Annotated in this window: 15 protein-coding genes and 3 pseudogenes; 8 read left to right on the top strand and 10 right to left on the bottom strand. The window is 62.4% G+C overall.

Translation table 11 applies throughout. The features are described from left to right. Positions 1 to 90 precede the first annotated feature (90 nt). Both DFS13_RS37865 and DFS13_RS37870 read left to right on the top strand, forming a co-directional pair. Positions 91 to 177, top strand: a pseudogene (locus DFS13_RS37865) (DNA-binding response regulator); the annotation flags it as partial. Beyond that, on the top strand, positions 174 to 1592 hold the full coding sequence (locus tag DFS13_RS37870) for a heavy metal sensor histidine kinase (protein ID WP_080289663.1): 1419 nt from the start codon (positions 174 to 176) through the stop codon (positions 1590 to 1592). The pseudogene DFS13_RS37865 and the gene DFS13_RS37870, both read left to right, overlap by 4 nt. Positions 1593 to 1687: 95 nt before the next feature. On the opposite strand, the gene DFS13_RS37875 is transcribed toward DFS13_RS37870, so the two are convergent. Beyond that, complete coding sequence (locus tag DFS13_RS37875; protein ID WP_371295958.1) at positions 1688 to 4057, bottom strand: heavy metal translocating P-type ATPase; 2370 nt, start codon at positions 4055 to 4057, stop codon at positions 1688 to 1690. A gap of 294 nt (positions 4058 to 4351) precedes the next feature. On the opposite strand from DFS13_RS37875, the gene DFS13_RS37880 reads away from it, so the two are divergent. Together DFS13_RS37880 and DFS13_RS37885 are read left to right on the top strand one after the other, a co-directional pair. Next, a complete protein-coding gene (locus DFS13_RS37880) occupies positions 4352 to 5272 on the top strand; it encodes a LysR family transcriptional regulator (RefSeq protein WP_159068963.1) in 921 nt (306 codons plus the stop codon). A 149-nt stretch (positions 5273 to 5421) separates the two neighbouring features. Next, positions 5422 to 6570: a porin gene (locus DFS13_RS37885; RefSeq protein WP_027810002.1), complete on the top strand. Its 1149-nt coding sequence runs from the start codon at positions 5422 to 5424 to the stop codon at positions 6568 to 6570. Between the two features lie 151 nt (positions 6571 to 6721). On the opposite strand, the pseudogene DFS13_RS37890 reads toward DFS13_RS37885, so the two are convergent. Together DFS13_RS37890 and DFS13_RS37895 are read right to left on the bottom strand one after the other, a co-directional pair. Then, positions 6722 to 7428: pseudogene (locus DFS13_RS37890) on the bottom strand (IS5/IS1182 family transposase); the annotation flags it as partial. A gap of 399 nt (positions 7429 to 7827) precedes the next feature. Next, a complete protein-coding gene (locus DFS13_RS37895; RefSeq protein WP_027810000.1) occupies positions 7828 to 9498 on the bottom strand; it encodes a phage integrase family protein in 1671 nt (556 codons plus the stop codon). A 75-nt stretch (positions 9499 to 9573) separates the two neighbouring features. Between DFS13_RS37895 and DFS13_RS37900 the strand changes: the two are divergent. After that, positions 9574 to 9871 (top strand): annotated as a pseudogene (locus DFS13_RS37900) (PLP-dependent transferase); the annotation flags it as partial. Positions 9872 to 10032: 161 nt separating this feature from the next. After that, the gene (locus DFS13_RS37905; RefSeq protein ID WP_027809999.1) at positions 10033 to 10758 is read left to right on the top strand and encodes a ZIP family metal transporter; all 726 of its coding nucleotides are present in this window, start codon (positions 10033 to 10035) and stop codon (positions 10756 to 10758) included. A gap of 22 nt (positions 10759 to 10780) precedes the next feature. Here the strand turns inward: DFS13_RS37905 and DFS13_RS37910 are convergent, their stop codons facing one another. Both DFS13_RS37910 and DFS13_RS37915 read right to left on the bottom strand, forming a co-directional pair. Then, the gene (locus tag DFS13_RS37910) at positions 10781 to 11284 is read right to left on the bottom strand and encodes a hypothetical protein (protein ID WP_027809998.1); all 504 of its coding nucleotides are present in this window, start codon (positions 11282 to 11284) and stop codon (positions 10781 to 10783) included. A 64-nt stretch (positions 11285 to 11348) separates the two neighbouring features. Continuing rightward, positions 11349 to 11624: a DUF4148 domain-containing protein gene (locus DFS13_RS37915; protein ID WP_027809997.1), complete on the bottom strand. Its 276-nt coding sequence runs from the start codon at positions 11622 to 11624 to the stop codon at positions 11349 to 11351. Between the two features lie 315 nt (positions 11625 to 11939). Between DFS13_RS37915 and DFS13_RS37920 the strand changes: the two genes are divergently transcribed. Continuing rightward, on the top strand, positions 11940 to 13100 hold the full coding sequence (locus DFS13_RS37920) for a porin (protein ID WP_027809996.1): 1161 nt from the start codon (positions 11940 to 11942) through the stop codon (positions 13098 to 13100). 205 nt (positions 13101 to 13305) lie between these two features. Here the strand turns inward: DFS13_RS37920 and DFS13_RS41045 are convergent, their stop codons facing one another. Further along, the gene (locus tag DFS13_RS41045) at positions 13306 to 13701 is read right to left on the bottom strand and encodes a hypothetical protein (protein ID WP_223274451.1); all 396 of its coding nucleotides are present in this window, start codon (positions 13699 to 13701) and stop codon (positions 13306 to 13308) included. Positions 13702 to 13847: 146 nt separating this feature from the next. Between DFS13_RS41045 and DFS13_RS37930 the strand changes: the two genes are divergently transcribed. Further along, complete coding sequence (locus DFS13_RS37930; protein WP_027809994.1) at positions 13848 to 14132, top strand: DUF4148 domain-containing protein; 285 nt, start codon at positions 13848 to 13850, stop codon at positions 14130 to 14132. Between the two features lie 82 nt (positions 14133 to 14214). Here DFS13_RS37930 and DFS13_RS37935 read toward each other — a convergent pair whose 3' ends face one another. The 4 genes from DFS13_RS37935 to DFS13_RS37950 all read right to left on the bottom strand — a co-directional run bounded on the left by DFS13_RS37935 (position 14215) and on the right by DFS13_RS37950 (position 21129). Next, entirely contained in the window at positions 14215 to 15639 is a 1425-nt protein-coding gene (locus DFS13_RS37935) for a heavy metal sensor histidine kinase (RefSeq protein ID WP_027809993.1), read from the bottom strand. Continuing rightward, positions 15636 to 16319: a heavy metal response regulator transcription factor IrlR gene (gene irlR, locus DFS13_RS37940; protein ID WP_006490455.1), complete on the bottom strand. Its 684-nt coding sequence runs from the start codon at positions 16317 to 16319 to the stop codon at positions 15636 to 15638. The genes DFS13_RS37935 and irlR overlap by 4 nt, the downstream gene beginning before the upstream one ends. Next, a complete protein-coding gene (locus DFS13_RS37945) occupies positions 16319 to 19531 on the bottom strand; it encodes an efflux RND transporter permease subunit (protein WP_027809992.1) in 3213 nt (1070 codons plus the stop codon). Before DFS13_RS37945 ends, irlR begins: the two co-directional genes overlap by 1 nt. Before the next feature lie 128 nt (positions 19532 to 19659). Next, complete coding sequence (locus tag DFS13_RS37950) at positions 19660 to 21129, bottom strand: efflux RND transporter periplasmic adaptor subunit (RefSeq protein ID WP_039349346.1); 1470 nt, start codon at positions 21127 to 21129, stop codon at positions 19660 to 19662. Positions 21130 to 21139 lie beyond the last annotated feature (10 nt).

Genomic DNA, 21139 nt, shown 5'->3' on the forward strand with positions numbered 1-21139 from the left:
TGAATTGAGCGCCGATTCGCTTCGTCATCCAGAAAATTTGAAGCCATCTCGCCTGCAACTTCGGAAGTTGGTCCATTGATCAGCGTTTCCCTAAGAGCAAAAGTTGACTGCTTCGAACCGAAGTTGCTCCACACCGTCCGGGGAATGGGCTACGTTCTGGAAAATAGATCGGAATGAGCCGCACCGCGCAATATTCTTTACTCAAGCGCCTGACTGCGGCGTTCGCAATCGTCGCAGCACTAATATTCTCAATGCTGGGCGCATATCTTTATCAGGCACTATCTTCCAAACTCAACCAACGTGACGATATTGAAATCGCTGGAAAACTAGATCAATTTACAAAATTTGCACGAGAATCCGGCTCACTGGACGGTGTACGGGAAAATTCACTCTTTTTTCACGAGACCCTTTTATCTCACCCCGGCTTGTTTGTCGGCGTATTCGGTCCCGATGGTGCCCCACTGATCCAACATTCCGACATCAAATCGGTGAGTCTGAGTTCGAAGCTGATCAACGGCCAGCAACCGAATAGGCCATTCGAATGCTTCCCACCTGGAATTGGCTTTTCGGAATGCATTTACGGAACCGCATCACTCAGCGACATCAAGGTGATTATTATCATCGCAAGGAGCGCAGATGATCGGCATTCCTTATTGCAAGACTACCGAATGGATGCGTTCATTGCATCAACAATTGGCGCCTTGGCTGTCGCCGTTTTGGGATATATCGTCACGAGGCGCGGACTTCGCCCGATCAAGAATATTGGACATCAAGCATCGAATATCGAAGCCCACCGATTGAGTGATCGATTAAACATCGATCGAGGTCCGATCGAGCTTGTTGAGATTTCATCGTCTATTAATAAAATGCTCGACCGACTGGAGCGAGCATTCACGCGCCTCTCGCAATTTTCGTCAGACTTATCGCACGATATGCGTACTCCGCTGGCCAATATCATCAGCTCCTCTCAAATCACGCTTTCACGCCCCCGCCGAAGCGAAGAATACGAGACACTGATTGAGTCGAATATTGAAGAATGCGAGCGACTACAGCGCATGATTGAAAATATGCTCTTTCTCGCCCGGACAGACAACGCTACTCAACACATCAATCTCGTTAAAATTAAAACAAACGAGGAACTCCCGAAAATCATATCTTACTTTCAGAACACGGCAGATGAGAAAGATGTGACACTGCAGAACAATGGGGCCGCGACGATTTCAGCCGATGCCATTCTCTTTCGTCGGGCAGTTGGGAATCTTCTGTCGAATGCGGTCGAACACGCATCGCCGAATTCCGTTATTTCAATTCGATCATACGAAACTTCGTCAACAGCTTCGATTTGCGTTGAAAACGTCGGGAAAGCGATCCCCCCAGAGCATATCGATTTCGTGTTTGAACGATTCTATCGTGCCGACCATGCAAGGCATGGCTCGGCAAAAAATGCTGGCCTCGGCCTTGCAATCGTAAAATCTATAATGAACCTCCACGACGGCGATGTTACTGTGGTCAGCAAAAATGGGAAAACGTCATTCACGCTAACCTTTAAGGCGCGGGGTACGAACGAATACTCCCCAACCTCTCGAACGTAACCAGAGTTTTGTACTCTGATTCAATAACGCACGACGATGGTGTCAGCGTCGGATAGATACTCCCCCCCTCCAAAGCACAGCCGTGCATTGCGCGGTTAAATCTTGGAATGACGCAGACGCAGCGCATTCATGATGACTGAAGCTGAACTCAAACTCATGGCAAGCGCGGCGATCATCGGTGATAGTAGCAACCCCGTAAAAGGATAAAGCACGCCGGCCGCCAAAGGCACGCCCAACGCGTTATATACGAACGCGAACGCCAGGTTTTGCTTCATGTTCGCGATGGCTGCATCGGACAATTCTCTGGCTCGCGCGATGCCACGCAGGTCCCCCTTTACTAGCGTGACCTGTGCGCTATTCATTGCCACATCCGTCCCCGTCCCCATGGCCACCCCAACATCCGCTTTTGCCAATGCTGGGGCGTCATTGATCCCATCCCCGGCCATCCCCACTACGTGCCCGTCTCGCTGAAGACGCGCCACCAGCGCGAGCTTATCGGCTGGCTTTACCTCGCCATGGAACTCCTCAATTCCAAGCTTTTCAGCGACGGTCTGGGCTGTTCTCAAGCCGTCCCCCGTCGCCATGACAACTCGGATACCGTCGGCCCTGAGGGTTGCAAGCGCTTCACGCGTCGTACTCTTAATCGGGTCTACCACCGACAAGAGCCCCGCCAAGCGACCGTCGATTGCCAGATACATGACGCTCGCACCCTGCGTGCGCAGTCGCTCTGCCTCAGCGGCAATAGGTAGAACAGAAATCGATTCGCTCTGCATTAACACGGTATTGCCCAGTGCAAGTCGATGCGCTCCAATCCTCCCTCTGACTCCCATACCCGTCGACGATTCGAAGTCTGCGGCGCGATCCAGGGCTAGACCTCTCGCACGAGCGGCGGCGACGATCGCGGACGCGAGTGGATGTTCGCTTCCCTGATCGATACTCGCAGCGAATCTCAAGACGTTTTCGTCTGTATACCCGTTCACGCCCAATGCGCACTCGAATGCAGGCCGCCCTTCGGTCAAGGTGCCAGTCTTGTCGACAATCAGCACGTCAACTTTACGCATGTTTTCGATCGCCGCGGCATCACGAAAGAGCACGCCATTCGAGGCGCCCTTGCCACTAGCCACCATGATTGACATCGGCGTCGCAAGACCCAAAGCGCATGGGCATGCGATGATGAGTACTGCGACCGCGTTGATCAGACCGAATACCCAGCTTGGCGCAGGACCGAACATGCCCCATGCGAGGAAGGTCAGCAGGGCGATACCGACGACCGCGACGACAAATGCGCCCGCGACTTTGTCCGCCATGCGCTGCATGGGGGCTCGAGACCGCTGCGCTTCTGCCACCATCTGGACAATTTGCGAAAGGACGGTTTGCGAGCCAACCCTCTCGGATCGGATGACAAGGCTGCCGGAAGTGTTCATGGTCGCGCCAATGACATGGTCACCCACGTGCTTCGTGACTGGAATGGGTTCCCCTGTAATCATCGACTCGTCAAGCGAGCTGGACCCATCGGTCACGACACCGTCTACCGGAACTTTTTCGCCAGGGCGAACCCGGAGTAGGTCTCCCACGTGCACATCAGACAGTGGCACGTCGTCTTCCATGCCGTCGGCACGAAGACGCCGCGCGGTCTTCGGGGCCAGTCCCAATATCGCCTTGATCGCAGCGGACGTTTGCGCACGCGCGCTAAGTTCGAGTATTTGGCCGAACAGAGTCAGCGAAATAATGACAGCTGCAGCCTCGAAATAGACGCCGATCCTGCCGTGGGCAGTGAACGTTGCTGGAAAGGCGCTCGGAAGAGCGGTTGCGATCACGCTGTAGATAAAGGCTGCGCCCGTCCCCAGGCCGATCAGCGTCCACATGTTCGGACTACGGTGGACAAGGGACTGGATACACCTCTCGAAAAACGGAAATCCCGCCCACAGCACGACGGGTGCCGACAGTGCAAGTTCGATCCACGATTGGATGGTCGCTGGCATCCAATCCAGACGATGGCCAAACATCGCCAACACGAACACAATGAGCGTCAGCGGAAGCGTCCACCAAAATCGGCGCCGGAAATCGCTCCTCTCAGGGTTTTCGCCTTCCTCAAGATTCGGGAGAACCGGTTCAAGCGTCATGCCGCATTTCGGGCATTGGCCTGGATGATCCTGCCGTATTTCCGGATGCATTGGGCAAGTGTAAAGTGTTCCACTTGGTGCCGCCGCCGTCGTGGGAGCAGACGGGACAACATATTTGGCCGGTGCCGCTTGAAATTTCGCCAGACAGAGCTCGCCACAAAAGCGGTAGAGGTGCCCCTTATAGCTGTCGCGAAACTGAGCGTCTTCAGTGACCGTCATCCCGCACACTGGGTCTCGAGACTCCACATGCTCATCCGCGCGAGCAGCATGTTCGTGCCCGTGGTGGTGCGTACGGGGATCATGTGTTTGGTCTGCGGCCTCGTGACTCGGAACGCTATTGATATCAGTCTGATGCGAATCCGATGTCGGTTTGTGAGGCGACCCAATTCCGCTGTGTTGATCTGTCACCGTGCGCTCCTCATTCCACTTGTATCGTTCCTTAGACGACCGACCGAATTGCCACCGGTTTCGCGTGGCGAAGCCAGACGAACATTAGTTCCGTCATGTGGTCGACGATTCTGGCCCGGCTCGCACAAAATGACAATCTTGTAATTTGCACGCCATCCAGCTGTCGCCACTAGGTCATCATGCTTACGTATTCATGTCTCGCTGGTGATTATGAATCAGATAGCCGCAATGCGAATGTTCACTCGAGTTGCCGAGACGCTCAACTTTGGCGTCGCGGCGCGGCAATTGGGTGTTTCAAGTGCGATGGTCACAAGAGGGGTCGCTGCCCTGGAGGCGCACTTAGAGGTGCGCCTATTGAACCGAACCACGCGACATGTTTCGCTGACTGATGCGGGACATGCATATTGGCAGGGCTGCAAGGACCTACTATATAGGTTAGATTGCCTCGAATCGACTGTCACGTCCGACGCCCGGGAAACAACCGGGACATTGAAAATCCTAGCGCCGGAAGCATTTGCCGCGAGCGCTCTTGCCGACCTCATTGCTGCCTTCAATCTCATAGAGCCTCGCATAAGCTTTGATGTCGAACTGGTCGAGCGCATTCCGGAGCTGATTACGAACGACTTTGACATCTGGTTCACATTCGATACTCAACTTAAAGATTCTTCTCTCATCTACCGCGCCCTCTCACCAGTTTATGACGTGGTTGTCGCATCCCCAATCTACCTGGCACAACACGGCACGCCGCGACATCCGAGCGATCTCGAGTCCCACCGAACACTCCTTGCAGCAGACAGCACCGAGCGCGTTTGGGAGTTTCAATTTGATGGTATCCCATATCGCTCGTCGCTCCGTCCTGCGTTGAGCGCGCCGAGCACTGTAATGGTTCGCCACGCGGCGATCGCAGGACTCGGCATCGCTTGCCTTCCACATGCGCTTGTCCACCGCGACCTTGAATCAGAGACCCTAAAGGCTGTCCTACCCCAATTCCGAGTCGTCACCGGTCAACGGAAACTGCAAATGCTGTACGCAAGCAACAAATACATGACCCGCAGCGTCCGCCGGTTCATCGACTTCGTGACGGACTTCATTCGCGATGGCACCAGCAAAGCGCAACATCGCCCCGACGACAACGGTAATGTAGGATAGCTACAACACGAATCTGTCACTACAGTATTTCAAAAACCGTAAATTTTTGCACTCTTATCCTTCGGATCTGGACGAAGGCGAAGCGTGCCTCATCCGCGGCTATCCGCCATACACATCCATTTGAAACACTTCAAGAAAAAGGGGGATGCATGAATAAAGTAATCCAGTCGAGCCTTGCCATTGGCATACTGGCTATTCCGTACATTTCGCACGCGCAGTCCAGCGTCACGCTGTACGGTTTGATCGACGAGGGGATCAACTACACGAACAATGTAGGCGGTCACAGCAACTTCGAGATGCAGAGCGGGTTCGCTCAAGGCAGCCGTTGGGGCCTCAAAGGAGTCGAAGATCTCGGCGGCGGCACAAAAGCGGTCTTCCAACTGGAAAATGGTTTCGACGTCAACTCTGGCGCTGCAGGCCAAGGGAAACGGATGTTCGGCAGACAGGCGTACGTCGGCTTGCAGAGTGATCGCTTGGGGACATTGACGTTTGGCCGTCAATACGATTCGGTAGTGGACTACTTGGCGCCGCTGACGGCAAACGGGAACTGGGGTGGCTATCTCCTTTCCCATCCATTCGATAACGACAACACCGACAATTCATTCCGGCTGAACAATTCGGTAAAATTTGCAAGCAACACGTATGGCGGCTTCTCGTTTGGGGGGCTGTACGGGTTCAGTAACCAAGCCTCTGGTTTTGCCAACAATCGCGCATACAGCGTCGGTGCCCAGTATGTAGGCGGCCCGCTTTCAATCGCCGCAGCATACATGCAGATCAACAACCCCGGCGGCACGTCGATTGGATCACTCGCAACGGACGACACCTCGTTCGTCGCCGGTCGCCAACGTGTCTGGGGTGCCGGCATCAATTATCAAATTACGAACGACGCGATGATCGGCTTCGTCTATTCACATACGGACCTCAAAAACACGTCGAGTTCGGTTTATGTCGGAAACTTCGATAACTTGGCAAATTCGCTGAAATTTGATAATTTTGAGATCAATGCGAAATATCAATTCACGAAAAATGCATATATCGGAGGAATGTACAACTATACTCGCGGACGTTTTAACAGCACCGCTGGAAATGTATCCCCGAAATGGCAGCAGGTCGGCCTGATGGTGGACTACCAGCTTTCCAAGCGAACTGACTTGTATGTCCAGGGCATGTATCAACATCTGTCCGGTGGCACCGATAGCATCGCTCCGCTGAATACTGCCTATATCACGGGGGCAGCGTCTTCTTCCTCGACGGCAAATCAAGTCCTTACTCGCGTTGCGATGCGGCACGTGTTTTGATTGGTCTGGGCCGGACATTTCAATATTGAGTCGAGCACAGCCCGCCTAAAAGCGCGACCGGATTCCCAGTGCATGATGCATCTGAGAATCCGCCGCGCACTGTCGACTAAGTGGTCGGCCCTGAACAAATCGTATTGTCGCGCAGATAGGCTCACGCCGGCGACAGCGTAGCAGTGTTGAAATTGAGCAAAGCGGGGAGAATCGGGGCGTAAAATAGCCGCAGCTTGCGCAGTATCATCCGCAGATTGTGGCAGACACGGCACAGCACTGCGTGAATCGCGTCGCCAAGCGCGCCTTTGAGCTAGTTTCGATCGAGCTTGCCGTCGGCCTTCATGGGCCCGATGGCTGGCTCAATCGCGCTTCGGCGCCGGATCATCGCCCGCAGGCCGCGCGTGATGCCTCGTCGCAAACCCGGGTGATAGATCTTCACGCCGTCAATGGCGACTCCCTTGTAGCCTCGGACGGCGACGGCGATCTCCGGTTGGACGTCGCTCAGGATTGCCGCCTGTTCCAGTGCTTCGGCCAGCGTATGTCCGTCGCACGGGTTACCTGGCATCGAGCGCGCCCACCACCAAACCTTCCTTGTGCGTGGTCGTGATCGACACCTTCACGCCGAACTCATACGGTTTGCGTGCCTTGCCCTTCGCCAAGCACTCAACTTCCGGGGGTATGCGCGATCGCCTTCTCCATCACTGTCGTGTCGACGATCACGCACTTCGGACTCGAGCTCTTGACGACTTGGGCCCGTTTGGCTACTCCGATCGTCTCGGCCAGCAGTTCTTCGACGCCGGCTTCGCCCAGCCGCTTGCGCCAGCGCTTCAAGCCCGACGGATCGATCGGCGGCTTCGTCTGCAAGTACATTGCGGATTTCGGTGACGATGATCAGCCGTTTCGGCGAACGTGATCAGTTTGGAAGGTGGTGTTTCGCGGTCAATGGATGGCGGATACCTACGGTGCCCGGCGCCGATATCACGCCGATGTTCGATCGGTCCTGATTACCTGTTCTTAGGGCTTCCGTGCGATGCCTTCGTAAAGGTAAGTAAAGCATCGAGGTCCTGGCGCATATCCGGTACCGATCCGCTCGATACCGAAACCTGCACGCTCGATTAGGGGCAATCGTCCTTTTCGTGCAAAATCTGGCGGTTTATCTAAAAATTCACCTAAAAATCATAAGCTTATGAAACCATCGATTTCGCGGAATTGCGCCCTTCAGGTGCAAAATCTGGCGCTTTAACGCGGCTCTCTGTGGCTCGCCGCTCATTTCCGCGGAGCAAAAGCCTGATCGAACTGCCGAGCCCGCTGCACTTCATCGCTGTGCAGATAGGTCGACGTTGTCGAGATCGACGCGTGGCGTAGATTGTCGCGCACCATGATCAGCTCGGCGCCCCGCGCCAGCGCGTGTGACGCGTGCGTGTGGCGCATCCAATGCGGGCTCGCGCGGCGCAACTTCTCCGCGGTCGCGGGCCGCTCGTCCTGGATCGCATCGGCGACCAGCACGAAGAACCGTCTCAACACCCGCCAAAGCCGCGTGCTTTCGATGCGTGCGCCGTCCTCGTCGAGACTCGCGACGAGCGGCGTCGCCGGGCTCCAGCGCGCGGGCGTGACCGGCAGGCTCCGCTGCACGAGATACTGGTCGAGCGCCGTCCGGGCCAGCGCCGGCAACGTCACCTTCCCACGTCTTCCGCCCTTACCGAGCACGTGCAGCCAGTGATCGCCGTGTTCGTCCCGGCGAATGTCGGCGAGCGTCGCGCCGACCAGTTCGCTCGCGCGCAAGCCGGTTGCGTAGCCGAAGTCCAGCAGGAACCGCAAGCGCTGAGCGGCCGGCACACTCCAGCCATACGACCATTCCAGGCCGTCGGCCAGCGTGCGGATCAGCAACCACTCGCCCTCGGAGAAGCCGCGCGACACGTCCAATCCGGCGCGCGGCGCATGGTTCTTGACCTTCACTCCCGCAAACGGATTCGCGAGCACGTAGCGCTGCTCGATCAGCCATCGAAACAGCGCCGACAGCACGTTCAGGGCGTATGCCGCTGATCGGGGCGCGAGCGCGCCGGTGAACGGTCGCCATTCGACACTGTGCCGCGGCCGCGACGGCCCGACCCACCGTTCGCGCGGTGTCGGGCGGCGCAGGAATGCCCGGTACGCAATCGCGTCGTCGGTGGTGAGCGACGACAGCGCGCGGCCGCGCTCGACAATCGCCCACAAGATCAGCCGCTCCGCTTCCTTGCGGTAAGCGCGCTGGGTGGCGGCCGATTCGTGTAGCGACAGCCAGGACTGGACTGCCTCGTAGTCGTTGGATGCATTGAGCAGGCAGGCGGCCCGCGGTGCGCGGAACTGTCCGTGCGAGCCGTCGACTTCGTGCGGCACACGCAACTGCTCCCACGGCACGATGTCCCCGGCCGGTGCCGCGACGATCAGCGCCCGCGCCCGTTCGGTCAGCGCCGGATGGGCAGCAAAGAACGCCTCCACTCGGCGCGCACTGGCGACGCCGAGACCTGCAATCGCGATCCACCAGCGGCGCCGGCGCGGAATCCGCACGGTCAGCTCGGCCAGCGTCCGGATGCCATGCGCCCGCAGCGCGGCCACCGCGCGCGGCGGCAACCATTGGTCAATCTCGTCGGCGATGTGCGGCACGGGTGCTGGCAGGCTGCGCAACGTCTCGATCGCGCGCGCAACGGTGTCGGCCGACGCGGCGGACCGCTCGCCGAAGGCTTCCGCCAGATCGACCCGGTGACGGCTCGTCGCGAACGCGACCAGCGCGCGCCGGATGCGGCCGAGTACGCCTCGCGCGGAGGCCCCTGGCGCCTTGCGGTCGCCCAGATAGCGGGCGACTGCCGCTCGAGCGCCGAGCCCGGCGTACCAGGCACGCAGCGCGGCCAGTTCGGCATCGTCAGGAAAGGCGATGGGTTCGGTCTCACGCGTTTTCATGCACGCCAGTTTAAGTCAAAAATGTCGCTGGACAGATAATGTTAATTATCGGCCCAAATCTGATATTGGATAGTTCATCAATTGAAATTCATCTACCTGCTGTGCCGCGCGCCGGGGCAGTCTGACACTCGGCATGAAAGGCGGCCGCGACGGCAGTGCGAAGTTCCACGACGTGCTGAATCCGTTCACGCAGCTCATCAACATCGACGATAGAAGTCGCTCGCGATGCTTCCAACCTCGATCGCGCACCGCGGGCTGTCGCCGGCCGAACTCGCGGACGCCGGCGTGAAAGAAGAAGCTGTGCGGCTATCGAACGGCATCGAGCATATCGACGACCTGCTCGGATCTCGACCAATTCCTCGCGCGGGTTTGACCAGAGCGGTCGCGCCGGCTTGCCGGTGCGACCGCATCAAACCGCTTGACCCTGAAGCGGCTTCAAGCTATTCAATCCCCGGTTCGTGCCGAGGCGACACCCGGCGCGTACGATTGTGCAACGCAGCTCCCGCTGCGGCACACCAACCGCTGAGAGGCCTCATGACATCGACCGCGAAGCTTGCGTTGCTCACGTTACCGCCCATCCTGGCGGCCTTTTTCGGCGCCCTCGCGGCCGCGTGGCGCGCGCCTGGGCCAAAAACGTCAAGCGTGATTCAGCATTTCACCGGCGGCATCGTGTTCGCGGCCGCAGCGCTCGAACTGCTGCCACAGGACCGCGAGCATGCGCTGTTTCCGGTCGTCGTCGGCTTCGTGCTCGGCCTTGCGCTGATGCTGGCGATCCACGCGCTGTCGGGCGCGATCGAGACGCGCTTCGAGGCAGCGCGGTTGCCGGTCAGCCTGATCATCGTCACCGCGATCGACCTCGTCGTCGACGGCCTGGTGCTCGGCATCGCTTTTTCCGCAAGCGACGAAAGCGGCATCATCCTGACCGTCGCGCTGACGCTCGAGGTGCTGTTCCTCGCGCTGTCGGTCAGCGCGGCGCTGGCCGCGGCCGACATCGGGCGCTTGCTGTCGATCGTCGTGCCGGTCGCGCTCGCGGCGCTGTTGAGCGTCGCGGCCGTTGCCGGCAATGTGGCGTTCGCCGGGCTGCCGGCGAATATCTATGCGGCGCTGCTGGGACTGGGCACGGTCGCGCTGTTGTACCTCGTCACCGAGGAACTGCTGGTCGAAGCCCACGAAGTGCCCGAAACACCGTTCGCGACGGCTTCGTTCTTCATCGGCTTCATCGTGTTCCTCCTGATCGAAGGATCGGTGAAAGCCGGATGAGCCGCACGCGACGGCGCGACGGCTACCAGGTCGTCGCGCCGGTCGGATAGGTATCGACGATCCGCGTGCCGTTGACCGGCGTGACACCCTCGTTGCGCAGCGCAGTCCACAGATCGATCGCATGCTCGCGCGACTTGCGACTGCCGTCGTCGGTCAGCACGTTCAGCGCGATCACTTCGTCGCGCGTGGTCAGCTGCAGCTGTTCCTTCAGCTTGCGTGACTGATGCGACGCGGTGCGAACGTCGCCGAGCACGATCCATTTCGCCGCGGCGGTCGACTCGTCGCCGACATCGGCAGGAACGAACGTCAGCCGACCGTTGTCGACTTCGCATTGCCCGCGCATGAACGTCGCGGTCCACGCACCGACCGGCACGGCCGCGAATTCGCAACGCATCCGCTCGTTAGCTCGCTGGTCGACGTCGTGTGCCGACGCATGCGACAGCGCACGCTCCGGCCAGCCGGCCGCCATCGCGGCCGTCGACATCAGACATGCCACAAGCACGATTCCTTTCGCGATATTGCGCATGACGCGCTCCTCTTCTTATGGGGTGCGGTGGCCGGCACCGCGGCGGTCGGCCGCGAACGAACGATCAGCGAACCGGAAAGCGGTTGTCGTGCGCATCGACCATCGGCGCCGCCTCGCCGCGATGCAGCGTTGCACGATGGATTTCCTGGTTGCGCGCGACGGTGGCCGGGCTCGCCGGGTAATCTTGTTTCGGGCTTGGGATCACGCCATCGTGGCGCGCGCGCACCGGTTCCTGGCGGACTTCTTGCCGGGTCTTCTGCTGCTCGGCCGCTGCTCGCGAAAAGGCCGCAATCGATAACGCGGCAGCGGCGATGACTATCATCGGTCGCGGCATGTTCAAGGCGTTCGCTCCTTGCTGGAAATCCGTGACTCGAGCCTTCACTTTGATCCGGTGGCGGTGCGGAAACGTGATCGCCGCATGACGGTTTCGTCACCGTTCCGGCATCTCCTGCATTGCACTGCGAATGAAATTCGTCGCATGTTTCGACGCTCATGAGGCGGCGATGACATTTTTCTCATTTGTCCCTCACCTCCACGATTCGAACGCTTTCCAGAATCGCCAGCGCGATCGCGATATTCCGGCCCGCCGCCGCAAAGCTCGGCACCGGGGTCGAACGATGCACGGAACGACCATCTTGAACTTCAGGGACACACCATGAAAACACCAGTTCGGCTTGTGACGATGTCGGCGGCGCTGCTGACGACAGCCCAAGTGGCCCATGCGACGGAAGTCACGCTCTACGGCCTGTTCGATACGTCGCTCACCTATGTATGGAACGCCAGTGCGGACGGCAAGAATCTCGTCGGTCTCGGCAACGGCAATCTGCTCGGCAACCGCTTCGGCGTGAAAGGCGCGGAGGATCTCGGCGGCGGGCTGAAGGCGATCTTCACGCTGGAAAACGGCTTCAACCCGAACACCGGCGCGCTCGGGCAAGGCAGCCGGATGTTCGGCCGGCAGGCGTTCGTCGGACTGGAAAGCTCGCGCTGGGGCACCCTGACGCTCGGCCGCCAGTACGACGCGCTTGCCGATGTCGCGTGGCCCGTGACCGGCGACTTCTATTTCGGCAGCGTGTATGCAACACCCGGCGACGTCGATAACTACGACACGTCGTCGCGAACCGACAACGCGGTGAAGTACACGTCGCCGACGATCGGCGGATTCCAATTCGTCGGCATGTATGCGCTCGGCGGCGTGGCTGGCAAGAGCGGTGCCGGGCAAACTTGGTCGGCCGGCCTTTCATACAGCAACGGCCCGGTCGATGTCGCGGGCGGCTACTACTACGCGGCCAACCGTTCGTCGCTCGCCAACGGCATCCGCACCGGCTGGAACGGCACTTCCGACGGCACGTTCGATGGGTCGCTGGTCAACGGCGGCTACATCTCGGCGAAATCGATCGGCATCGCGCGCGGCGCGCTGCGCTACAACTTCGCGCCCTTCGCGGTCGGTGTCGACTACAGCAATGCGCTGTACAAGGCTGATGCGATGTCGGTATTCCGAAGCACGCAGAAATACGACACCGCACGCGGGTTCTTCAACTACCAGGCAACGGCCAACCTGCTCGTCGGCGTCGGCTACAGCTACACGAAGGCCCGTGGAGATACGAGCGCGACCTACCATCAGGTATCGGCCGGCGCCGACTACGTGCTATCGAAGCGCACCGATCTCTACGCGGTCGGTGCCTGGCAACGTGCGAACGGGGAACAGCGCACGGTCGACGGCGGCACCCAAACGGCGCAGGCGTCGATCGGCTCGTACGGCTATGGCGGCACGCGCACGCAGGGCATCGTCAATCTCGGGTTGCGTCACCGGTTCTGAATCGCGGCGGCCAACCATGCGCGCCTCGTAACGGAAATTTCATGTTCGGATCAGGTCCACGATGCGTCGCGCCGCTACGATCGGAACGGTGACGGGCCACGCTCGTTCACACCCACGCAGCGGGTCGATGTCGTATGGCACGATCCCGCGTTAGGCCCGGACTCGTCGAGTGCCGGGCCATTTTCTCTTTACGCGTGTCCGACGATCACCGCACGGAATTGCGCTGCGGGAATAGGCATGGATGCGTTTTCACATACAGGTTCGGATTGCCGCAGCGATGCCCGGCATAGTCGACCTGCTCGCCAGCCGTCAGGTCGACCGGCGCGGGCTTGCGCGCGGCGGCAGGGGCGGTGGCCGTGGTGCCGGAACGTGTCGACGCGCAGCCCGCGAACAGCGAGACGATCAGGACTGCGATCAAGGCGAGGCGAATGGCGGGACGATGCAATTTTCGACCTGTAATGAAATCGAGGCAGGACCGCCCGCTTTCGATCCTGCTGCTTGCGAACGGCGCGAATGCCGTCCACGCCATCGGCAGGCGGCTGACTCGATGTTCCGCCTTCCGCGCATCGCATTCATGATGCGAACATGACAATTTCGTCATGCCGCACGCATATGCCGCAATTGCCGTGACGCCCCCGAATCTGACGCATTTTTCATCTTTCGATCACGGTAGCGCACGGCCGTCTTTGCATACTGGGCTCATGGTTCGCCACCCGGCGGCCTCGTTCAAATCAAGGAGTATTCACAATGAAGACCGCAAAATTGGCTACTCTGTTCCTCACCGCCACGATGTCGCTCGGCATGGCCGTGCAAGCTGCTCACGCACAGACGCAGGCGCAAGGCAAGACCCGCGCACAGGTCATAGAGGAGCTGAAGCAGGCGCAACATGAAGGCGTCGTACCGGTGGGCAAGACGCAATACCCGCCGACAAAGGACATGGTCTCGCGCAACAAGGAACTGCACGGAATCTCAGTGCATGCGGGTGAGAAAGCCCCGCAGGCCGACCAGCACGATAATCTGGCCCAGCGGTAATATCTCGCTAAGGACTGATCGAGGGTAACGTGGCAGGCGCTAGCGCTCTGGGACCCACGCGCGGCCCCACGTACTGGCGCCGCTATGCGCTAGCGGCCGGCGTCCGCTTCGACTTGGCCGGCCGTCGCGGAAAGCGCAGCCAGAAGGTCGTGCGGCGGCCCGGCTCGCTGTCGACGCCACATTCGCCGCCGTGGTTGTCCATGATCGACCGGACGATCGCGAGGCCGAGCCCCGTGCCCGATGCCGAATTGTGCCGCGACGGATCGACGCGATAGAAGCGCTCGAAAATCCGCCCGACATGCTCGGCGGCAATGCCGGGCCCCGTATCGGACACGGCGATCGTCGTCGCACCACCCTGCTCGACGCAATCGATCGTCACGACGCTGCCGCGCGGCGCATAGGTCAGCGCATTCGACAGCAGATTGCTCAACGCGCGCTGGTACAGCGTCAGATCCGCGTCGACCCACGCGTGGCCGTCGACCTTCACGGTCACGCCTTCATCTTCCGCCAGCGGCTCGTAGTATCCGGCCACCCGCTCCGCTTCCTCGGCCGCATTCAGCCGCCGCACGCTGATCGACGTGCCGGCCTGTTCCGAACGCGCGAGAAACAGCATGTCCTCGATCATCCGCGACAACCGCTGGTATTCGTCGATGCTCGACTCGATCACGCTCCGGTATTCGTCCGCGCTGCGCGGTTGCGACAGCACGACCTGCGCGGCCGCCTGCAGGTTCGTGAGCGGCGTGCGCATGTCGTGCGCGAGATTCGACGAGAACTGGCTCAGCCGCGTGAACGATTCGTTCAGCCGTTCGAGCATCCCGTTGAACGCATGCTCGAGCTCCTTCAGCTCGCCCGACGTATCGAGTTCCGGCAGCGGATGCGCGAGCTGGCTCGTCGACATCTGCTCGGCACGCGCGGCGAACCGCCGCAGCGGGCTCAGCCCGAGCGCGGCGATGCCGTACGCGATCGCGGCCGCGAGCACCACGCCGAACACCTCGATCACGACGATCGTATAAGCATGCGTGCGCAACAGCAGCACGTCGGCGCTGCGATCGTACTGCACGGCGACGCGCATCACGGGCGCACCCGCGCCGGCGAGCGGCACGGCCGTCAGCAGGTACTGGTGCCGTGCGCCCGGCGGCGCGACGCCGACGGGGACGCGCCCTGTGTTCATCGACAGCAGCGGCGCATACGGACGGAAGCCGGGTGTGCCGACGATGCGCGTCCCGGCGGCATCGAAGATCGCGAGGTCCATGTTCGGGTGACCGTGCAACTGGTCGATCCAGATATCGCTGTTGCGCGCGACGTCGGCCGTCGTGCGCGCTTCGGCCAGATGCGTGCCCAATGCGGCGGAAATGCCGGCCATCTGCTCGGCCGACGTCGTTTCGACGCGGTTGCTCAGCGCTTCGTAAAGCGCGACGCCGCTCGACGCGAGGATCACCGACGTCGACAGGACGATCAGCGCGGTCAGGCGTCCGCGCAGCGTGCGCGGCAGCAGGCGCGCGATCATGCGGCCGCGCCGCCGCGCGCTTCGAGCACGTAGCCCATCCCGCGCACGGTGTGGATCAGCTTCGGTTCGTATGCGTCGTCGATCTTCGAGCGCAGCCGCCGGATCGCCGAATCGACGACGTTCGTGTCGCTGTTGAAGTTCATGTCCCACACCTGCGATGCGATCGTCGCGCGCGGCAGGATCTCGCCCTCGCGGCGCATCAGCAGCCACAGCAGCGCGAATTCCTTCGCGGTCAGCAGGATCGTGTCGCCCTGCCGCGTGGCCTTGCGGCGCGTCAGGTCGAGTTCGAGATCGGCCACGCGCAGCGTGTTCGAATCGCGCGGCTGGCCGCGCCGCAGGATCGACTTGATGCGCGCGGTGAGTTCGACGAAGTCGAACGGCTTCGCGAGATAGTCGTCGGCGCCGAGTTCGAGGCCCTTCACGCGATCGCCGACGTCGTCGCGCGCAGTCAGGAATAGCACGGGCGTCGACTTGCTGCGCCGCAGGTTCTGCAGCAGCGTCCAGCCGTCCTGCCCCGGCAGCATCACGTCGAGTACGAGCAGGTCGTACTCCTCCGTTTCGGCCTGATGCTGGCCCGTGATGCCGTCCTCGACCCAGTCGACGACGTAGCCGGCCTCGGTCAACCCCTTGCGCAGATACGCGCCCGTCTTCGGTTCATCCTCGACAATCAGAATTCGCATCACGCATTACCCTTGAAGAAACGCAGCCGGCGCATCATGCCCGCGCCGAACCCGCCGCGCAACGCCGCGCGCCACGACACCGCGTGGCTGACACGGTACAGCACCGGCAGCACCAGCAGCGTCAGCGCGGTGGACGACAGGATACCGCCGATCACGACCGTCGCGAGCGGGCGCTGCACCTCGGCGCCGGTGCCGGTCGCGAACGCCATCGGCAGGAAGCCGAGCGACGCGACCAGCGCGGTCATCAGCACGGGCCGCAGCCGCGTGAGCGCGCCGTCGCGCACCGCGGCGTCGAGCGGCTCCCCTTCGTCGCGCAGGTTGCGGATGAACGAGATCATCACGAGACCGTTGAGCACGGCCACGCCGGACAACGCGATGAAGCCGACCGCCGCCGTGATCGACAGCGGAATCCCGCGCAGCCACAGCGACACGACCCCGCCGCTCAGCGCGAACGGAATGCCAGTGAATACGAGCAAGCCGTCCTTCACGTTGTTGAACATCACGAACAGCAGCACGAACACCATGAACAGCGCGAGCGGCACGACGAGCTTCAGGCGCTCGCTCGCGCTTTGCAACTGCTCGAACTGCCCGCCCCACGACACCCAGTAGCCGGCCGGCACGCGCACGTCCTGCTGCAACTGCTCGCGCGCATCGGCGACGAACGAGCCGACGTCGCGCCCGCGCACGTTCGCGCTGACGACCACTCGCCGCTTGCCGTCCTCGCGGCTGATCTGGTTCGGGCCGGGCGCCACGTCGATCGTCGCGAGCTCCGCGAGCGGCACGTACGGCGCCGCCGCGAGCGGTGCGCCGGCGCCGGCCGTCGGCGCGGGCAGCGCGATCGGCAGCCGCTTGATCGCCTCGATGTCGGTGCGCAGCTCGTCGGGCAACCGCACGACGATGTCGAAGCGGCGATCGCCCTGGAACAGCGTACCGGCCTTCTGCCCGCCGACGGCCGCGGCCACCGAATCCTGCAGGTCGGCGACGCTCACGCCGTAGCGCGCGAGCTTGTCGCGGTCGAGGTTGACGGTCAGCACCGGCAGGCCCGTGGTCTGCTCGACCTTCACCTCCGACGCACCCGGCACCTTCCGCAACGCGGCCGCGATCTGTTCGCCGGTCTGGTTCAGCACGGCCATGTCGTCGCCGAAGATCTTCACGGCGACGTCGCTGCGCACGCCCGAGATCAGTTCGTTGAAGCGCAGCTGGATCGGCTGCGAGAACTCGTAGGCGTTACCCGGCAGCTCGGCGAGCGCTTCCTCGATCTCGCTCACGAGCTGCTCGCGCGGCTTCTTCGGGTCGGGCCACGTGTCGGCCGGCTTCAGCATGATGTAGCCGTCCGACAGGTTCGGCGGCATCGGGTCGGCCGCGATCTCGGCCGTGCCGGTGCGCGCGAACACGCGCTCGATCTCGGGGAAGCGCGCCTTCAGCGTCTTCTCGATCGACTTCTGCATCTCGACCGACTGCGACAGGCTCGTGCCGGGAATTCGCAATGCGGCAACGGCCAGGTCGCCTTCGTTGAGGCTCGGGATGAACTCGCTGCCGAGCCGCGTGGCGAGTCCGAGCGTGGCGAGCACGATCGCGCCCGCCCCGATCATCACGCGTGCCGGGCGCGTCATGAACGCGGCGAGCACCGGTTCGTACGCACGCCGCGCCCAGCGCATCAGCCGGTTCTCCTTCTCCTCGACCCGCTCGCCGATGAATAGCGCGACGGCCGCCGGAATGAACGTGACGGTGAGCACCATCGCGGCAGCGAGCGCCATCACGACCGTGATCGCCATCGGGTGGAACATCTTGCCCTCGACGCCGGTCAGCGCAAAGATCGGCAGGTACACGACCATGATGATCAGTTGCCCGAAGATCAGCGCGCGGCGCGCCTCCTGCGATGCGCCGAACACTTCGGCGAAACGCTCGTCGCGCGTGAGCGGCCGCCCGGCCGCCGCCTGCGCATGCGCGAGCCGCCGCACGCAGTTCTCGACGATCACCACCGCGCCGTCGACGATGATCCCGAAGTCGAGCGCGCCGAGGCTCATCAGGTTCGCGCTCACCTTCGCGTTGACCATCCCCGTGAAGGTCATCAGCATCGACAGCGGAATCACGAGCGCGGTGATCAGCGCCGCGCGGATGTTGCCGAGGAACAGGAACAGCACGGCGATCACGAGCACCGCGCCCTCGAGCAGGTTCTTCTTCACGGTCGCGACGGCCTTCTCGACGAGCACCGTGCGGTCGTACACCGGAATCGCCTTCACGCCGGCCGGCAGCGTGCGGTTCACGTCCTCCATCTTCGCGGCGACGGCCTTCGACACCGTCCGGCTGTTCTCGCCCATCAACATGAACACCGTGCCGAGCACGACTTCCTCGCCGTTCGACGTCGCGGCGCCGGTGCGCAGTTCGCGGCCGACGTCGACCACGCCGACGTCCTTCATCCGCACCGGCACGCCGCCGACGTTGGTCAGCACGATGTTCGCGATGTCGTCGACAGTGCGCGCCTGGCCCGGCACGCGCACGAGATACTGCTCGCCGCGCTTTTCGATGTAGCCGGCGCCGACGTTGTCGTTGTTGCGCTCGAGCGCCCGCACGACGTCAGCGAGCGTCAGCCCGTACGACATCAGCTTCGCCGGATTCGGCGCGACGCGATACTCCTTCACGTAGCCGCCGATCGAGTTGACCTCGGTCACGCCGCGCACGTTGCGCAGTTGCGGCCGCACGACCCAGTCCTGCAGCTCGCGCAGGTCGGCCGCCGTGTAGCGCGTGCCGTCGGGCTTGCGCGCATTGGCGTCGGCTTCGACAGTCCACAGGTAGATCTCGCCGAGGCCCGTCGACGTCGGGCCCATCGCGGGCGCGACGCCGGCCGGCAGCTTGTCCTTCGCTTCCTGGATGCGCTCGTTGACGAGCTGACGCGCGAAGTAGATGTCGGTGCCGTCCTTGAAGATCACGGTGACCTGCGACAGCCCGTAGCGCGAGATCGAACGCGTTTGTTCCAGCCCCGGCAGCCCGGCCATCGCGGTCTCGACCGGATAGGTGATGCGCTGCTCGGCCTCGAGCGGCGAGTAGCCGGGCGCGGACGTGTTGATCTGCACCTGCACGTTCGTGATGTCGGGCACCGCGTCGATCGGCAGCCGCTGGTAGCTGAACACGCCCAGCGCGGCCACGGCCGCGATCGCGAGCATCACGAGCCAGCGGTGCGCAATCGCAAAGCGGATCAGGCGCTCAAACATGTCGGGATTCCTTGAAACGGGGTACGGTCGCCCGTACCGGGCGCGCCGCGCGGCCGGTCACCCGGCGGATCGGAAGGCGCGCCGCATAACGGGCTGCCAGTCGCGCCACGGCGCACGCGTATTGCTGCTCATTCATGTTCCGCGCTCCCCTTGCCGAGTTCGGCCTTCAGCACGAAGCTGTTCGTCGCCGCGTATTCCTGGCCCGGCTTAAGCCCCTTCAGCACTTCGGTCGCGCGTTCGTCGCGCCGCCCCGTTTCGACGGCCTGTGCGACGAAACCCTTCGGCGAACGCACGAACACCGACGGCGCGCCGTCGACGTCCTGCAGCGCGTCGCTCGCGACCGCGAGCGGCACGCCCTGCCGGCCCGCGTCGACCGACACGTTCACGAACATCCCCGGGCGCCACACGCCGTCGGGGTTCGGCAGCACGACGCGCGCCGGCGCGGTACGCGTCTGTTCGCCGAGCAGCGAACCGACGTACGCGATCGGGCCGCTCGAACGCGATTCGAACGCGGTCGCGCTGACGGTCGCATCGCGGCCCACGCGCACGTCGTTCAGCCGCTGCGCCGGCACGGCCATCTCGGCCCACACGGTCGACAGGTCGGAGATCACGAACATGCTCGCATCGGCGGCGATCGCCTCGCCGGGCGTCGCATGCTTCTCGACGATCGTGCCGGCGAACGGCGCACGCAGTTCATAACGGTTCAGCGCGCCCGCGCCCGCCGGCGCGTTCAGCGCGGCGAGCTTCTGTCGCGCGTTCTGCACGGCGATCTCGGCCTCGCGCAACTGCACCTGCGCCTGCTGATAATCCTGTTCGGCCGAGATGCGCTCCTGCCACAGCGTGCGTTCGCGCTCGTAGGTTGCGCGCGCACCCGACAACCGGCGCTCGGCCGTCAGCAGTTCGCTGCGGCGGTCCGCCAGATCGGTGCTCGCGATCACGGCGAGCACCTGCCCTTTCGCGACGTTCTGCCCGAGCGACACCGATACCTGTTCGACGATGCCGGCCACGCGCGGCACCACGTGCGCGGTGCGATCCTCGTTGAACTTGATCTCGCCCGGCAACTGGAACGGCGTCGCAATCTGCGCGGGGCCGGCCTTCGCGAGCGCGATCTTCGACGTCGCCAGTTGCGCGTCGGTCAGCGCGACCGCGCCGTCGGCGCGCGCGAACGGGAACGATGCGGCGTCGTTGCCGGCCTTCACGTCGATCGTCGCATCGAATACGTGCGGCTTCGCGACCGACTGTGCGGACACGAACTTCTGGCCGGCCGCGTCGAACCGCAACGGCTCGTGCGTGCGGTCGTACCGCACCAGCGTGCCGGACACGGTCACGCCGTTGGTCGCGGGCTTGCCGTCGACGAACGGATAGACGACGAGCCGCGCATCGCCGGGCTTTTCCGTCATCACGATCTCGACGGACAGCTTGCCGCGCTTCAGCACGACGCCGCCGTGCGCGCCGGCGCCCTCGGCCGGCTGGGCGGATTCGGCGGTCGTCGGCGCCGATGCGCCGCTCCCGCCCCGCGTGACGGCGAGCGCGCCGATCACGATTCCTGCGCCGCCGAGCACGGCCGCCGCAATGATGAAGATTCTGCTGCGTGACATGATGATCCTT

Source organism: Burkholderia sp. 28_3 (genome assembly GCF_003253915.1).
In the GTDB taxonomy this organism is placed as follows: Bacteria; Pseudomonadota; Gammaproteobacteria; order Burkholderiales; family Burkholderiaceae; genus Burkholderia; species Burkholderia cenocepacia.

Coding starts and splice junctions, on each gene's coding strand:
- DFS13_RS37950 (WP_039349346.1), bottom strand. CDS start 21,129: ATGTCACGCAGCAGAATCTTCATCATTGCGGCGGCCGTGCTCGGCGGC.
- DFS13_RS37895 (WP_027810000.1), bottom strand. CDS start 9,498: ATGAAAACGCGTGAGACCGAACCCATCGCCTTTCCTGACGATGCCGAA.
- DFS13_RS37935 (WP_027809993.1), bottom strand. CDS start 15,639: ATGATCGCGCGCCTGCTGCCGCGCACGCTGCGCGGACGCCTGACCGCG.
- DFS13_RS37930 (WP_027809994.1), top strand. CDS start 13,848: ATGAAGACCGCAAAATTGGCTACTCTGTTCCTCACCGCCACGATGTCG.
- DFS13_RS37880 (WP_159068963.1), top strand. CDS start 4,352: ATGCGAATGTTCACTCGAGTTGCCGAGACGCTCAACTTTGGCGTCGCG.
- DFS13_RS37910 (WP_027809998.1), bottom strand. CDS start 11,284: ATGCGCAATATCGCGAAAGGAATCGTGCTTGTGGCATGTCTGATGTCG.
- DFS13_RS37870 (WP_080289663.1), top strand. CDS start 174: ATGAGCCGCACCGCGCAATATTCTTTACTCAAGCGCCTGACTGCGGCG.
- DFS13_RS41045 (WP_223274451.1), bottom strand. CDS start 13,701: ATGACGAAATTGTCATGTTCGCATCATGAATGCGATGCGCGGAAGGCG.
- DFS13_RS37920 (WP_027809996.1), top strand. CDS start 11,940: ATGAAAACACCAGTTCGGCTTGTGACGATGTCGGCGGCGCTGCTGACG.
- DFS13_RS37885 (WP_027810002.1), top strand. CDS start 5,422: ATGAATAAAGTAATCCAGTCGAGCCTTGCCATTGGCATACTGGCTATT.
- irlR (WP_006490455.1), bottom strand. CDS start 16,319: ATGCGAATTCTGATTGTCGAGGATGAACCGAAGACGGGCGCGTATCTG.
- DFS13_RS37945 (WP_027809992.1), bottom strand. CDS start 19,531: ATGTTTGAGCGCCTGATCCGCTTTGCGATTGCGCACCGCTGGCTCGTG.
- DFS13_RS37905 (WP_027809999.1), top strand. CDS start 10,033: ATGACATCGACCGCGAAGCTTGCGTTGCTCACGTTACCGCCCATCCTG.